Origin of the sequence: Bradyrhizobium sp. i1.15.2, assembly GCF_040548425.1 — a bacterium.
Taxonomy (GTDB): Bacteria; Pseudomonadota; Alphaproteobacteria; order Rhizobiales; family Xanthobacteraceae; genus Bradyrhizobium; species Bradyrhizobium canariense.
This window is the reverse complement of the sequence record NZ_JBEPRQ010000002.1, coordinates 382472-396056: the sequence shown is the minus strand read 5'-3', so window position 1 is coordinate 396056 and position 13585 is coordinate 382472. Positions and strand designations below refer to the sequence as shown.

At 64.9% G+C, this 13585-nt stretch carries 12 protein-coding genes; 4 read left to right on the top strand and 8 right to left on the bottom strand.

Annotation, left to right across the window (positions count from 1 at the left end; genetic code table 11):
- Positions 1 to 44: 44 nt before the first annotated feature.
- Together ABIB80_RS06655 and ABIB80_RS06650 are read right to left on the bottom strand one after the other, a co-directional pair.
- Positions 45 to 1376: an MFS transporter gene (locus tag ABIB80_RS06655; RefSeq protein ID WP_007599577.1), complete on the bottom strand. Its 1332-nt coding sequence runs from the start codon at positions 1374 to 1376 to the stop codon at positions 45 to 47.
- Positions 1377 to 1517: 141 nt separating this feature from the next.
- Positions 1518 to 2417, bottom strand: a complete 900-nt coding sequence (locus tag ABIB80_RS06650; protein ID WP_007599576.1) for a transcriptional regulator GcvA — start codon at positions 2415 to 2417, stop codon at positions 1518 to 1520.
- A 110-nt stretch (positions 2418 to 2527) separates the two neighbouring features.
- On the opposite strand from ABIB80_RS06650, the gene ABIB80_RS06645 reads away from it, so the two are divergent.
- Together ABIB80_RS06645 and ABIB80_RS06640 are read left to right on the top strand one after the other, a co-directional pair.
- A complete protein-coding gene (locus ABIB80_RS06645; protein WP_007599575.1) occupies positions 2528 to 2731 on the top strand; it encodes a DUF1127 domain-containing protein in 204 nt (67 codons plus the stop codon).
- A 79-nt stretch (positions 2732 to 2810) separates the two neighbouring features.
- Positions 2811 to 3434: a GNAT family N-acetyltransferase gene (locus ABIB80_RS06640; protein ID WP_007599574.1), complete on the top strand. Its 624-nt coding sequence runs from the start codon at positions 2811 to 2813 to the stop codon at positions 3432 to 3434.
- Between the two features lie 143 nt (positions 3435 to 3577).
- Here ABIB80_RS06640 and ABIB80_RS06635 read toward each other — a convergent pair whose 3' ends face one another.
- Positions 3578 to 4408: an enoyl-CoA hydratase gene (locus tag ABIB80_RS06635; RefSeq protein WP_007599573.1), complete on the bottom strand. Its 831-nt coding sequence runs from the start codon at positions 4406 to 4408 to the stop codon at positions 3578 to 3580.
- Positions 4409 to 4519: 111 nt separating this feature from the next.
- A complete protein-coding gene (locus ABIB80_RS06630; RefSeq protein ID WP_007599572.1) occupies positions 4520 to 5221 on the bottom strand; it encodes an SDR family NAD(P)-dependent oxidoreductase in 702 nt (233 codons plus the stop codon).
- 232 nt (positions 5222 to 5453) lie between these two features.
- Between ABIB80_RS06630 and ABIB80_RS06625 the strand changes: the two genes are divergently transcribed.
- The gene (locus ABIB80_RS06625) at positions 5454 to 7238 is read left to right on the top strand and encodes an acyl-CoA dehydrogenase family protein (protein WP_007599571.1); all 1785 of its coding nucleotides are present in this window, start codon (positions 5454 to 5456) and stop codon (positions 7236 to 7238) included.
- A 44-nt stretch (positions 7239 to 7282) separates the two neighbouring features.
- The gene (locus ABIB80_RS06620; protein WP_007599569.1) at positions 7283 to 8371 is read left to right on the top strand and encodes a Zn-dependent alcohol dehydrogenase; all 1089 of its coding nucleotides are present in this window, start codon (positions 7283 to 7285) and stop codon (positions 8369 to 8371) included.
- Between the two features lie 118 nt (positions 8372 to 8489).
- Here the strand turns inward: ABIB80_RS06620 and ABIB80_RS06615 are convergent, their stop codons facing one another.
- The 4 genes from ABIB80_RS06615 to ABIB80_RS06600 all read right to left on the bottom strand — a co-directional run bounded on the left by ABIB80_RS06615 (position 8490) and on the right by ABIB80_RS06600 (position 13570).
- Entirely contained in the window at positions 8490 to 8756 is a 267-nt protein-coding gene (locus tag ABIB80_RS06615) for a DUF1488 family protein (protein WP_354127141.1), read from the bottom strand.
- A gap of 85 nt (positions 8757 to 8841) precedes the next feature.
- Entirely contained in the window at positions 8842 to 10320 is a 1479-nt protein-coding gene (locus ABIB80_RS06610) for an AMP nucleosidase (RefSeq protein WP_219682969.1), read from the bottom strand.
- 173 nt (positions 10321 to 10493) lie between these two features.
- On the bottom strand, positions 10494 to 11828 hold the full coding sequence (locus tag ABIB80_RS06605; protein WP_007599563.1) for an HlyD family type I secretion periplasmic adaptor subunit: 1335 nt from the start codon (positions 11826 to 11828) through the stop codon (positions 10494 to 10496).
- Entirely contained in the window at positions 11825 to 13570 is a 1746-nt protein-coding gene (locus ABIB80_RS06600; RefSeq protein WP_007599561.1) for a type I secretion system permease/ATPase, read from the bottom strand. The genes ABIB80_RS06605 and ABIB80_RS06600 overlap by 4 nt, the downstream gene beginning before the upstream one ends.
- Positions 13571 to 13585 lie beyond the last annotated feature (15 nt).

The window sequence follows — 13585 nt, the reverse complement described above, 5'->3', positions numbered from 1 at the left end:
GGAGTCCATCGTGCCACGGGAGTACCAGGAGAAATGACACCGTCCTAGTGTCCCGCCACCGGCTCGACCACCGCATCATATGTCGGCACCGCCTTGCCGCCGCCCCGATACACGACCGAGGCCGCGATGACGCCAAGCAGCGCCGCAAACATCAGCCAGAAGCCGGGCGAGGCCTTGTCGCCGGTGTGCTCGATCAGCAGGGTCGAGGCGAACGGCGTGAAGGTGCCGAACAGGGCGGCCGCGAGCGCGAAGGCGAGCGAGAAGCAGGTGGTGCGGACATGCGCCGGCACGATCTCGACCAGCGCGCCGAGCATGGTGCCGCTGTAGACGCCGAAATAGAACGAGAACATCATCTCGACGGCGAGCAGCTTGCCGAAACTCGGCGCTGCCACCAGCCAGTGCAGCGCCGGATAGGCCGTGACCAGCGACAGGCAGGCGATGGTGATCAGCACCGGCTTGCGGCCGATGCGGTCCGACAAGGCGCCGCCGACCGGATTCCAGAAGAAGTTGGTCACGGCGACCAGCAGCGTCACCAACAGCGCATCCTGGCTCGACAGCTTGAGCACGGTCTTGCCGAAGGTCGGCGTGTACACCGTGACGAAGTAGAACGTCGTCGTGGTCAGGACCGCGATCATCATGCCGAGAAGGACGATGCGCCAATTGGCGAGTGCGGAGGCGAACACTTCGTTCGCCGTCGGATGCTTCTTCATGGCGAGGAAGGCCGGCGTCTCCTCGAGCGTCCGCCGCAGGAAGAAGATCAGGGGAATGATCAGGCAGCCGACGAAGAACGGAATGCGCCAGCCCCATGCGGCCACCGTGTCGGCCGGCATTACCTCGGATAGAAGGTAGCCCAGGATCGAGGCGACAAAGATCGCGACCTGCTGGCTCGACGACTGGAACGAGGTGTAGAAGCCGCGATTGCCGGGCGTCGAAATCTCCGACAGATAAACCGACACGCCACCGAGCTCGACGCCGGCGGAGAAGCCCTGCAGCAGACGGCCGATCAGCACGATGACAGGCGCGGCGATGCCGATGGTCGCGTAGCTCGGGCAGAACGCGATGACGACGGTGCCGACGGCCATGATGCCGAGCGTGACGATCAGGCCCTTGCGGCGGCCGATGCGGTCGATATAGGCGCCGAGCACAATCGCGCCGACGGGACGCATCAATGCGCCGAGCCAGAACACGCCGAAGGTGTTGAGCAGCGAGGCGGTCTCGTTGCTGGACGGGAAGAATGCCTTGCCGATGGCGGCGGCGTAGAAGCCGAACAGGAAGAAGTCGAACTGCTCGAGGAAATTGCCGCTCGTTGCGCGCAGGATCGCGCCGATGCGCGACTTGATCTCGGGCGGATTGGTCGATGCTGCTGGTCCAGCCATGGCGTTACTCCCCTGAAGACGCGGCCGGACCGGAACTCACTTCACGGCAGGCGACGGATTATTGCTGCGACAATCTGTCTTACCCCTTCCCGCGCGGGGGGGTGCGAGTCAATCGATTTTGCCGCGGAAGCTGATGATTTTTCAGGCTTTATTCCGCGTTGCGGCGATCATCCACTCACGGAATGCGGCGAGCTTCGGCGCTTCGCGGCGGCCCTCCGGCGCGACCAGGTAAAAGCCGGCATCGGCCGGCAGCGCGATCTTGAAGGGAACGACGAGCCGGCCCTTGGCAATGTCGTCCTGAACGTAGGAGGTCCGCCCCATCGCCACGCCGATGCCGTCGATGGCGGCCTGGATCGTCATGAAGATCATGTCGAAGGTGATGCCGGGCTGCCTGGCGATGTCGGCCGGCAGACCCGCCGCCGTCAACCACAGCCGCCAGTCGTCGCTGTTGGCGTTGGAGGTGTGCAGCAGCATGTGGCTCTTGAGGTCCTCGGGACAGCGCAACGGCTTGTCACCGCGCAAGAGAGACGGGCTGCACACCGGAAACAGCTCGTCCGCCATCAGCCAGTCGGCGCGCAGACCCGGCCACTGGCCGCGGCCGTAGCGGATCGCGGCATCGACATTGTCGCGCTGGAAGTCGACGAGGCTGGTCGAGGTGGTGATACGGACGTCGATGCCGGGATGGTGCTCCTGGAAATCGGTCAGCCGCGGCAACAGCCATTTTGCGGCCAGCGATGCCAGCGTCGAGACCGTCAGCACCTTGTCGTCGTCCTTGCGCAGCAGCCGGTCGGTGGCCAGCCGAAGGTCGTTGAAGGCGGCACGGACGCCCGGCAAATAGTCGCGCGCCTCCGGCGTCAGCGCCAGTGCGCGGTTCTGCCGGACAAACAGGCGGATGCCGAGCTCCTCCTCGAGCCTGCGGATCTGATGGCTGATCGCGGTCTGGGTCACGTTCAGCTCGGACGCAGCCAGTGTGAAGCTGAGATGGCGCGCGGCGGCCTCAAAGGCCCGCAATCCGTTGAGGGAGGGCAATCTGGCAGTCATCTGGCAGCAGGATACATGACGTTATTTCATGCGAAGGAGTACAAATTGTCGTTTGTCGCAGTGCACCAGCAAGCAGATAGTAGCGGTCAACTTAGCTCTAGGAGCTGACAATGTCTACTTTGACCCAGAATTCGATGACAAATCATCATGCGCCCGGGCTGATCCACCAGATCGGCGAGACCCTTCACGTCTGGCACGAGCGCTACCGGACAAGGCGTGAGCTCACCAACTGGTCCGCGCGTGACCTTCAGGACGTCGGGCTGTCCTGGAGCGATGTGGCCTATGAGGCCGACAAACCCTTCTGGCGGGCCTGATTGGCCGCCAGGCCGGCGCCGCCTGACTGTGGGGCGCCGGCGGTCCCTTTTGCCTTTGGTCCCCTTGAGTGCGCGTGTCATGAGCATCCTTCGCCTGGAAGATCTGAAGCAATATTCTGACACGCTGCGCACGCGATACGGCGAGGCGCTGCGCGTTCGCTTCGTCGAACCGCGCGACACCGAGGAGCTCCAGCACTATTTTCGCTCGCTCTCGACGCGGTCCCGTTACAACCGCTTCTTCGGCGCGATCAGCGAACTGCCGCAGGGCCTGCTGCACGAATTCCTCCAGGTCGGCGAGCGCGAGCGTTTTACCGTGGTGGCGACCATGATGGTCGACGGCTTCGAGACCATCGTCGCCGAAGCGCGCTACGCACTGCATGCCGAAACCGCGACGCTTGAATTCGGTCTGTCGGTTGCCGACCGCTGGCAGGGCCACGGCATCGCCACCGCGCTGATGAAGAATCTCGAATGCCGCGCGGCCGCGCTTGGCGCCGACCACATGTTCGGCGACACGCTGCGCTCCAACGCGGCCATGATCTCGCTCGCGCGCAAATCGGACTTCGCCTTCGTCAATCATCCTGACGACTGGAAGCTGGTGCGCTTCGACAAGGAGATTTCCGTCGCACCGAAGGACATTCCCTGCGCGAGTTGGCGTCTCGTTGCCCTTTCCCGTCAGGCCGATAGCCCCTCAGCCTCGGTCTGACACCACTCGAGCCCGGCTCTGGTCAAACAGCGCCGGGCTTTTTTTTATTCTTCGTAGCCCGGATGGAGCGAAGCGCAATCCGGGTTTCGGGCTTCAGCTGAAGCGTCCCGGATTTCGCTTCGCTCCATCCGGGCTACGGCTCCCTACTTCCCCGTGAACACCGCCTTGCGCTTCTCGATGAAGGCCTGCACCGCCTCCTTGTGATCGGCGGTCGCGGTCAGGCGGACCAGACGTTCGGCTTCGTGGTCGCGCGCGGTCTCGAAGTCGAACAGCAGGGCCTCGTCGAGATTGTCCTTCATGTAGCGCAGCGCGAGGCGCGGACCTTCAGCGAGGGATTTTGCCAGCGCAAAGGCCTCTGCCTGCAATTTGTCGTCGGGCACCACGCGGTTGACGAGGCCGATGGCCTCGCATCTGGCAGCATCGACCCGATCGCCGGTGAACAGCAGCTCGCGTGCCCGCGCGGTGCCGACGAGGCGCGTCAACAGCCACGCGATGCCATAATCGCCGCTGAGCGCAATGCGCGCATAGCCGGTAGCCACGAAGGCCGATTGCGCGGCAATGCGGATGTCGCAGGCCATGGCGATGGCGAGCCCCGCGCCGACCGCCGGCCCCGGCAGCGCGGCGATGGTCGGCTTGCGCACCGACACCAGCGCGCCGGTGAGCAGGCGCTGCCGCTCCTGGAGATCGGCGACCTTGTCGTCAAAGGACATTTCCAGCTTCTTCGGGTCGCGATGCGCGCCCATGCCCTTGACGTTGCCGCCCGCGCAGAACGCTTCGCCCGCGCCGGTGATCAGCAGCGCGCCGACATCGGGGTTCTCGCCGCAGGAGCGGATCATGGTGCGTAGCGCCGGGGTCAGCGCGTCCGACAGCGAGTTGCGCGCCTCCGGCCGGTTCAGCGTGATCAATGCGACGCGATCGCGGATCGCGCAGAGGAGTTCGTTGGTGCCGGTATCGATGGTGATTTCCGTGCTCATGATTCCCGCCCTTGTAGGGTGGGCAAAGCGAAGCGTGCCCACCATTTGCTGTTTCGTGGTTGATGGTGGGCACGGCGCTATGCGCCTTTGCCCACCCTACGGCAGCTTGCCTCAAAACTTCTCGACCCAGGGCCGCAGCTCCAGCTCCCAGCTCCAGGCGCTGCGCGGCTGCTGCAACACGTTCCAGTAGCTCTCCGCGATGGCATCGGGATCAAGCATCGAATCCGGCTTCTCCGGCGCTTCCGTGCGCGCTGCGCTTCTGATGCCGCCATCGATCACGAAATGTGCGACATGGATGCCTTGCGGCGACAATTCGCGCGCCATGCTCTGCGCCAGCCCGCGCAGTGCGAACTTGCCCATCGCGAATGGCGCGGACTGCGCATAGCCCTTGACGCTTGCCGAAGCGCCGGTGAACAGGATCGCGCCGTGCTGGTTCGGCAGCATGCGCCTGGCCGCCTGCTGCGCCACCAGGAAGCCGCCATAGGCGCTGACCGCAATGGCGTGCGCCACGTCGGCCGGAACGAGATCGACGAACGGCCCGCGCGCCCGGCCGCTCGCGTTGTAGACGACCAAATCGGGCGTACCGATCTCGCGTTCGACCAGGCCGAACAGGCGTTCGACCTCATCAGGGTCGGTGGCGTTGCAGGCATAGGCCTTGGCGCCGGTCTCGCTGCAGAGTGCGCCGAGCTTCTCGATTTTTCGCGCGGCCAGTGCGACGCGGATGCCCTGGGCGGACAACAGCCGCGCCAGCGAGGCGCTCAGGCCTTCGCCGGCGCCGACGATGAGGGCGATCTTGTATTTCGGGTGTTCCATGACGTGATCTCTCGAAGACGGGAAGCCGCTGATCTATGCACGGTCCGCGCGGACAACCACCCGGGGAGGATCACAATTCCGCAGAGCGAATTGCTCCGACGCGGCGATCATGCCTCCCTGACAATTTGCGGCTTTATCCGCTTTCGCGACTGGAGCATGATCGACATCATCTCAAGCGGCAAGCGCCAAATCAGCGCAAAATGACCGCAAGGCGGAAACGAAGAGGACGATCATGCACAAGCCGGCCCCTGCGCAGGCAAAACAGGTCGCGGCCGCACCATCCGGACTGCTGGCTCCCGACACTACCGGCATGAATTTCTACCGCGCCGACCAAGCCCTCACCGATCTCCTGCGCATCCATCTGCCGGAGACGCTATTCCGCCACGTCGAGCCGCATCTCGATCGCCTTGGTGAACTCGCCGGCGGACATCTCGACGATTGCGCGCGGCTCGCCGACCGGCACACGCCGGTGCTGCACCAGCGCGACAAGTTCGGCCGCGATTTGCAGTGGATCGAATACCACCCGGCCTATCGCGAGCTGGAGAAGGCAGCGTTCGGCGAGTTCGGCATCCACGCGCTCTCGATCCGCAAGGGCATCATGGGCTGGCCGGACAAGTATCCCGTCGTCGCCAAGCACGCCTTCACCTTCCTGTTCAACCAGACCGAATTCGGCATGGGCTGCCCGATCAACGTCACCGACGGCTGCGCCAAGCTGTTGGCGAATTTCGGCACCGAGGCGCTGAAGGCGAAATATCTCGATGGCCTGACCCAGACCGATATGAGCAAGCTGACGCAAGGCGGCCAGTTCATGACCGAAAAGGAAGGCGGCTCCGACGTCGGCACGCTGACCACGACGGCCGTGCAGGAAGGCGACCATTGGCGCCTTACCGGGGAAAAATGGTTCTGCTCGAACGCCGACGCAAAAATCGTGATGCTGCTGGCGCGCCCCGAAGGCGCCGGCCTCGGCACGCGCGGTGTCGGCCTGTTCCTGATGCCGCGCTTCCTCGACGACGGTTCGCAGAACCACTACCGGATCGTGCGTCTGAAGGACAAGCTCGGCACGCGCTCGATGGCCTCGGGTGAGATCAAGCTCGAAGGCGCGATCGCCTACGCGGTCGGCAAGCTCGACCGCGGCTTCGTGCAGATGGCCGAGATGGTGAACTCGTCGCGGCTGTCAAATGGCGTCAAATCCACCGCGCTGATGCGGCGGGCCTACCATGACGCGATGACGGTGGCAAAAAACCGTGTGGTGTTCGGCAACCGCATCATCGACCTGCCGCTGGGCCGGCGCCAGATACTGAAGATCATGCTGCCGGTCGAGCAAGCGTTGTCGATGAGCTTTCTCACCGCGGACGCGCTCGACCGTGCCGAGGCCGGCAGCCAGGATGCAGCCGCACTGCTGCGCATCCTGACGCCGACCTTGAAATTCCGCGCCACCCGGGACGCGCGAAAGGTTTGTGGCGATGCGCTCGAGATGCGCGGCGGCATCGGCTATATCGAGGAATTCGCGACCGCTCGGCTGCTGCGGGACGCGCATCTCGGTTCGGTTTGGGAAGGCACCGGCAACATCGTCGCGATCGATGCGCTGAGGCGCGCGGTCGGCCGCCACGGCGCCGAATCCGCGCTCGCAGCCGATCTGCACGCCCGCCTCGATGACAGCCCCTCGGTGCCGCAGGCCTGGCGCGACCGGCTGCACACTCTCACCGATCGCGCGGTCGGCTTCGCGCGCGAGGTCGCCAGCGCGGCCGACAACGAGGCCGATGCGCGCCGCGCCACAAGCCTGCTCTATCATGTCGCCAGTGCCGTCGCGCTCGCCTGGGAGGCACATCGTATTCACGACATGCGTGGCGATGCGCGAAGGCTGTTGTTGTCGCGGCTGGTGATCGATCACCGGGTGTCGCCGAGCGATCCGTTCCGGTTGACGGAAAATCCCGTGCAGCAGAAGATCGCGGCGCTTCTCCTCGGCGATCGCGCCGGTAGCATGAGCGAGGTTGGCGAACTGGTCCTGGCAGCGTAGGCTGCCACCCGCGTTCAAAGCAAAAAAGCGATAGGGAGTGCTCGATGAAGGCCGCCGTCCTCCATGAAGTCAACAAACCCCTGGTCATCGAGGATGTCAGCCTGCCGAAGCCCGGCCCGCGCGAGGTCCTGATCCGGACGTCGGTCGCTGGTCTCTGCCACTCCGATTTGCACTTCATGGAAGGCCTGTATCCGCATCCGCTGCCTGCGGTGCTCGGGCACGAGTCGGCCGGTGTCGTCGAGCAGGTCGGCTCCGACGTGACTTATGTGAAGCCCGGTGATCATGTCGTCACCTGTCTTTCGGTGTTCTGCGGCACCTGTGACAATTGCACCACGGGCCGCACGGTGCTCTGCACCGACACTACGGTGAAATTGCTGCCGGGGGCATCCAATCGAATGCAATGGGCACGCTCGGAGAAGCTGCATCAGTTTCTCAACCTGTCGTCCTTCGCCGAGCAGATGCTGGTGCACGAGAACGCGATCGTCAAAATCCGCAAGGAGATGCCGCTCGATCTTGCGGCGCTGATCGGCTGCGGCGTCATTACCGGCTACGGCGCGGTCGTGAACACGGCGAAGGTGACGGCCGGCGAGACCGTAGCCGTAATCGGGTGCGGCGGTGTCGGCATGGCTGCGATCAACGGCGCGCAGATCGCCGGCGCCGGCCGCATCATTGCCATCGACACCAATCCGGCCAAGCTCGAGCTCGCGACCAAGCTGGGCGCCACCGACATCATCAATCCGGCAGACGGCGACGTCGTGAAGCAGGTGCGCGATCTCACCAATGGCGGCGTGCATCATTCGTTCGAGGTGCTCGGCCGCAAGGAGACCGCGGAGCAGGCCTTCGGCATGCTTGCCTCCGGCGGCACGGCCACCATCGTCGGCATGATTCCGTTCGGCCAGAAGATCGAGCTGCATGGCTTCGACTTCCTGCGCGAGCGCAGGATCCAGGGCTCATCGATGGGCTCGAACCATTTTCGCGTCGACATGCCGCGGCTGGTGGATTTCTACCTGCGCGGCCGGCTGCACCTGGAGGACTGGATCTCGGCCAAGCTGAAGCTCTCCGAGATCAACGAAGGCTTTGCCAACATGAAGGCCGGCAAGACGCTGCGCAGCGTGATCATGTTTGACAGCTGATGCAAGAGACGCGGTCCTCAGCCCGCCGGGCACGTTGCGGGAAGGTAAGCCCGGCAAGACCAGATCTTGACCAACCGATGAACTGCCCCGGAGCATGACGGCAGAGCCCGGAGCGGCACTACCGCTGCAAATGTCGCGTAAAGATCCGCACCACATGACCCCTGACCCGCGGCGCCTCGTCGTAGAGGTCTGAGGCGAGGCGCTCGATGGTCTCGCGCAGCGACAGGAACTGGGCCTGCCGCGCGCTGCTTTCGGTGCCCTGCATGCCCGCAAGCTCGTCCATCGCGGCGTCGCTGATCTGGCAGTGTACGACCTCGCCGTCGTTCAGCATGGTGAAGCGAAAGGCGAGCCGTTCGAGATCATGGCCAATGATCCTGTCGCGCATGAGTGGCATCAAGTCGTCCCGGTCGACCCCGCGCCGAAAATGCCGAAAATCCCGCTGCTTGTCAGCAGCAAAGGCAATCCATGGCCTACTGAAATGCGACTTCAGCGAAACTGCGGAGCTTTCGCGAATGCAACCGCTCGGATTCCTGCTGTTTAAGCCGTTCCAGCGCCTTCAAGCCGATCTCGAGATGCTGGCCGACGCGGCGGCGGTAGAATTCGCTGGCCATGCCTGCGAGCTTGATCTCGCCGTGCAGAGGCTTGTCGGAGACGCACAGCAGCGTGCCGTAGGGGACGCGAAAGCGGTAGCCGTTGGCGGCAATCGCGGCCGATTCCATGTCGAGCGCAACCGCGCGCGATTGCGACAAGCGGCGAATGACATCGGGACCGCTGATCTCCCAATTGCGGTTGTCAACGCTCGCGACGGTGCCGGTACGCATCAGGCGCTTGAGCTCGAACCCCTCGAGCCCGGTGACGTCCTCGACCGCCTCCTCGAGCGCGACCTGCATCTCCGCGAGCGCCGGGATCGGCACCCACAGCGGCAACTCACGATCAAGCACATGGTCCTCGCGCACATAGCCGTGGGCGAGCACATAGTCGCCGAGCCGCTGCGTGTTGCGCAGGCCCGCGCAATGGCCGAGCATCAGCCAGGCATGGGGCCGCAGCACGGCAACATGGTCGGTGACATTACGCGCGTTGGACGGACCGGTGCCGATGTTGATCAGCGTGATGCCGCGATAACCGGGGGTGACCAAATGGAAGGCCGGCATCTGCGGCGCGCGCGCGGGCGCAACGCCCGTCGACGCGCCGCCGCTGCGCGTGATCACGTTGCCGGGAGCGACGAAGGCATCGAGGCCGGCCTCGCCAGCCTGAAGCCGCTGCTGGCAGAGCTGCGCGAAGGCGTCGACGTAGAACTGGTAGTTGGTGAAGATCACGAAGTTCTGGAAATGCTCTGGATCTGTGCCCGTGTAGTGGTAGAGCCGGCGCAGCGAGTAGTCGACGCGGGCCGCCCGAAACAAGGACAGCGGCTCGGGCGCGCCGGGCTGGAGCTCGAAAGTGCCGTCGGCGATGGCATCGTCCATGGTGGCCAGATCAGGTACGTCGAAGGCATCGCGCAGCGATCGCGTCACGGGCGAGTTCTCGCTGGTGGTGATGGCGGCTTCGATGTTGATGTCGCGGCGATAGGCGAAGTGAACGGGGATCGGTTCGCTGGACTCGCCGATTTCGACCGGGACGCCGTGGTTCTGGATCAACAGCCCGATCTGCTCGGTCAGATAAGTCCGGAACAGATCCGGACGCGTGACGCTGGTCTCGTGCACACCGGGCCGGGCGACGAAGCCGTAGGCGAGACGCGAATCCAGCCGCGCATGCGTCGCGGTGGTGACACGGACGAAGGGATAGAAGGCCCGCACCCGCGTCGTGATTGCCTCGCCGTTGACGTAAGCTTCGAACCGATCACGCAGGAACTTCGTGTTGCGCTCGTAGATCTCTTCGAGGCGGGCGACGGCGAGGCCGGCGTCGGAAAAGGATTCGGTGGCGACGGAGGGTGGGGATTGGACGGATTGCATTGTTCGATGCCGGGTTGCTGGGGCTGAATCGAACTATAGCAAGAAAACTAAAGCAAGAAAGAAGCCCCCCGTCATTGCGAGCGTAGCGAAGCAATCCAGAAATCTCGCCGCGGAGGCAACCTGGATTGCTTCGCTACGCTACCGATGACGAAAGGAGGCGACGCTTCCCCGCGTCACTTCTCGCGGAACGCCCGCATGAACTGGTCGTGCAGCGGCTTCATCAGATAGGACAGCATGGTGCGGTCGCCGGTCTGGACGAAGGCTTCCGCCGGCATGCCGGGGATCAGCCTGGAGTCACCGAGCTTGGCGACCTCTTCTGCGGACAGCGAAACGCGGATGGTGTAGTAGCTCTGGCCGGTGCGCTGGTCGGTGGTGACGTCGGGCGAGACGCGGCTGACGACGCCGTTGAGCTCCGGCGTGGTGCGCTGGTTGAAGGCGGACAGGCGCAGCAGCGTCTTCTGGCCGATCTGGAGCTTATCGATATCGACCGGATTGACCTTGGCTTCGACCTGGAGATCGTCGGCCTGCGGCACGATCAGCATGAGGGCGTCGCCGGCGGTGATGACGCCACCAACGGTATGCACCGTCGATTGCAGCACCATGCCGTCCTGCGGCGCGCGGATGTCGACGCGGCGAAGCTGGTCCTCGGCGGCGACCTTGCGCTCGATCATTTCGCCGATCTTGTCGTTGGTCTCGCGCAGATCCTTGGAGACCTCGCTGACCATGTCCTTGTCGACCTGGATGATCTGCAGCTCGGTCTCAGTGATCTTGCCCTTGGCCTGCGCGCGCGAGGCGATGTATTGCGCACGCTCGCCGTTGAGACGGGCGCTATCGCGTTCGAGCGTGGTCAGGCGGGAGATCTGCACCAGATGCTTGTCATAGAGATCGCGGACACCCACGAGCTCCTGCTGCACCAGTGAGATTTCCCTGTCCTTGGCCCGCTCCTGCGCGGAGAGGCCCTCGATCTCCTCGTTGAGCTGCTGGATGCGCTCGCGCAGCTGCGCCTTCTGGCCGGCGCGTCCGTTGACGCGGACGTCGAACAGCTTGGTTTCGGCGGAGAGCAGCGCCTTGACGTCGGGATCGTTGCTGCGATCGAGCAGCGCTTGCGGGTAGTCGATCCTGTCGATCCCGCGCTGCTCGGCCTGGAGCCGCGCCGCACGCGCCTGCGCCGCATCGAGATTCTTGGTGACGATGGCGAGGTTGGCCTTGGTGACGGTGTCGTCGAGCCGCACCACGATGTCGCCGGCCTTGACCACGTCGCCATCGCGCGCGCGCAGCTCGCCGACGACGCCGCCGGTCGGATGCTGGACCTTCTTGACGTTGGATTCGACCACGATCTGACCCGGCGCGATCAGCGCGCCGGAAATCTGCACCGTCGAAGCCCAGCCGCCGAGGCCGACCAGGAGGACCAGCACGATCCCAAGCCCGAGCATCAGGTGGAACCGGATCGACTGCCGTACGGTCCTCTTCGCGGCGGGCTTCGCGCCGCCGAGCGCCATCGTGCTCATGCCTTGGCTCCGCCTTCGCTGACGATCTTGATCGGCGCCGGCGGTGTCACGCGCGGCTGGAGTACCTGGGCGAGCACCTGCTCCTTCGGCCCGAAGGCCTGCATGCGGCCGTCGCGCAGCACCAGGATCTGGTCGACCGCTTCCACGCCGATCGGACGGTGCGCCACCACGACGACGATGGCGCCGCGCTCGCGTGCCGCACGGATGGCGCGGGTCAGCGCTTCGTCGCCTTCGGTATCGAGATTGGAATTGGGCTCGTCGAGCACGATCAGGAACGGGTTGCCATAGAGAGCGCGCGCCAGCGCCACGCGCTGCGCCTGGCCCGCGGAGAGCGCCGTGCCCTGCTCGCCGACCTGGGTGTTGTAGCCCTCGCGCATCTTGATGATCATCTCGTGCACGCCGGCCTCCTTGGCGGCGGCGATGATGCCGTCGGAGGTGGCCTCGGGATCGAACCGGCTGATGTTCTGCGCGATGGTGCCGCCGAACAATTCGACGTCCTGCGGCAGGTAGCCGATATGGCGGCCGAGCATGTCGGACGCCCATTGGTCGAGCGCCGCGCCGTCGAGCCGCACCTTGCCGCGAACCGGTTGCCAGACGCCGACCAGCGCGCGGATCAGCGACGACTTGCCGGAGCCGCTCGGTCCGATCACGCCGAGGCCGTTGCCGGCTTCGAGCGCAAAGGTGACGTCCTGCACGATGAGGCGCTGGTCGCCCGGCGGCACCATGGCGATGCCTTCGACCGAGAGGCGGCTGGTGGGCGCCTGCAACTGGGTCGGCATCGTCTGCGCCGGCATCTGCTCCAGAAGGCGGGTCAAGCGGTGCCAGCTCTGGCGTGCCGCGACAAAGGATTTCCAGTGCGCGATGGCAAGATCGACCGGCGCGAGCGCACGGGCCGACAGGATCGAGCCGGCGATGATGATGCCGGCGGTCGCTTCCTGGTGGATGACGAGATAGGCGCCGACCGCGAGCACGGCCGATTGCAGCATCATGCGCAGCACTTTTGCGACCGCGCCGAGACCGCCGGCGACATCGCTCGCACGCTGGTTGCCGTCGAGATATTTTTCGTTGGCCTCGCTCCAGCGCGCGTTCATCCGGCCGGCCATGCCCATCGACACCATGACTTCGGCATTGCGGCGGCTGGCCTGGGCGAGATCGTTGCGCTGGGCGGCAAGCCCCATCGCGTCTTTCGCCGGCTGGCGGGACATGAACTCGGTGACCAGCGTCAACCCGACCAGGATGACGGCGCCGACCAGCGCGGTGACGCCGATCATGACGTGGAAGGCGAAGCAGATGGCGAGATAGAGCGGCAGCCAGGGCAGGTCGAAGAACGCGCTCGGGCCCATGCTGCCAAGAAAGGAGCGGACATTGTCGAGATCGCGCAGCGGCTGAAGCCCCTCGTTGCGGCTGCCGACCAGCAGCGGCAGGCGGACGATGGTGTCGAACACCCGCTTGTTCAAGGCTTCGTCCAGCGCGGTGCCGACCCGACCCAAAATCCGGTTGCGGATCATGTCCAGCACGCCCTGCGCCATGTAGAGGAAACTGGCGAGGACGATCAGGCCGACCAGGGTCGGAATGCTGCGGCTCGGCAGCACCCGGTCGTAGACCTCCAGCATGAAGATCGACCCGGTCAGATAGAGCAGGTTGATCATGCAGCTCATCAAGCCGACGCCGACAAACGCCGTGCGACAGGCGCGCAGCGCATCACCGAGCTCTGAGCGGCGGACGCCGGGAACGGCTGCCATCAGTCTGATCTCTTT

Excerpts from the sequence above, each read along its gene's own strand:
- ABIB80_RS06655 (WP_007599577.1), bottom strand. The coding sequence starts at position 1,376 with ATGGCTGGACCAGCAGCATCGACCAATCCGCCCGAGATCAAGTCGCGC.
- ABIB80_RS06650 (WP_007599576.1), bottom strand. The coding sequence starts at position 2,417 with ATGACTGCCAGATTGCCCTCCCTCAACGGATTGCGGGCCTTTGAGGCC.
- ABIB80_RS06645 (WP_007599575.1), top strand. The coding sequence starts at position 2,528 with ATGTCTACTTTGACCCAGAATTCGATGACAAATCATCATGCGCCCGGG.
- ABIB80_RS06640 (WP_007599574.1), top strand. The coding sequence starts at position 2,811 with ATGAGCATCCTTCGCCTGGAAGATCTGAAGCAATATTCTGACACGCTG.
- ABIB80_RS06635 (WP_007599573.1), bottom strand. The coding sequence starts at position 4,408 with ATGAGCACGGAAATCACCATCGATACCGGCACCAACGAACTCCTCTGC.
- ABIB80_RS06630 (WP_007599572.1), bottom strand. The coding sequence starts at position 5,221 with ATGGAACACCCGAAATACAAGATCGCCCTCATCGTCGGCGCCGGCGAA.
- ABIB80_RS06625 (WP_007599571.1), top strand. The coding sequence starts at position 5,454 with ATGCACAAGCCGGCCCCTGCGCAGGCAAAACAGGTCGCGGCCGCACCA.
- ABIB80_RS06620 (WP_007599569.1), top strand. The coding sequence starts at position 7,283 with ATGAAGGCCGCCGTCCTCCATGAAGTCAACAAACCCCTGGTCATCGAG.
- ABIB80_RS06615 (WP_354127141.1), bottom strand. The coding sequence starts at position 8,756 with ATGCGCGACAGGATCATTGGCCATGATCTCGAACGGCTCGCCTTTCGC.
- ABIB80_RS06610 (WP_219682969.1), bottom strand. The coding sequence starts at position 10,320 with ATGCAATCCGTCCAATCCCCACCCTCCGTCGCCACCGAATCCTTTTCC.
- ABIB80_RS06605 (WP_007599563.1), bottom strand. The coding sequence starts at position 11,828 with ATGAGCACGATGGCGCTCGGCGGCGCGAAGCCCGCCGCGAAGAGGACC.
- ABIB80_RS06600 (WP_007599561.1), bottom strand. The coding sequence starts at position 13,570 with ATGGCAGCCGTTCCCGGCGTCCGCCGCTCAGAGCTCGGTGATGCGCTG.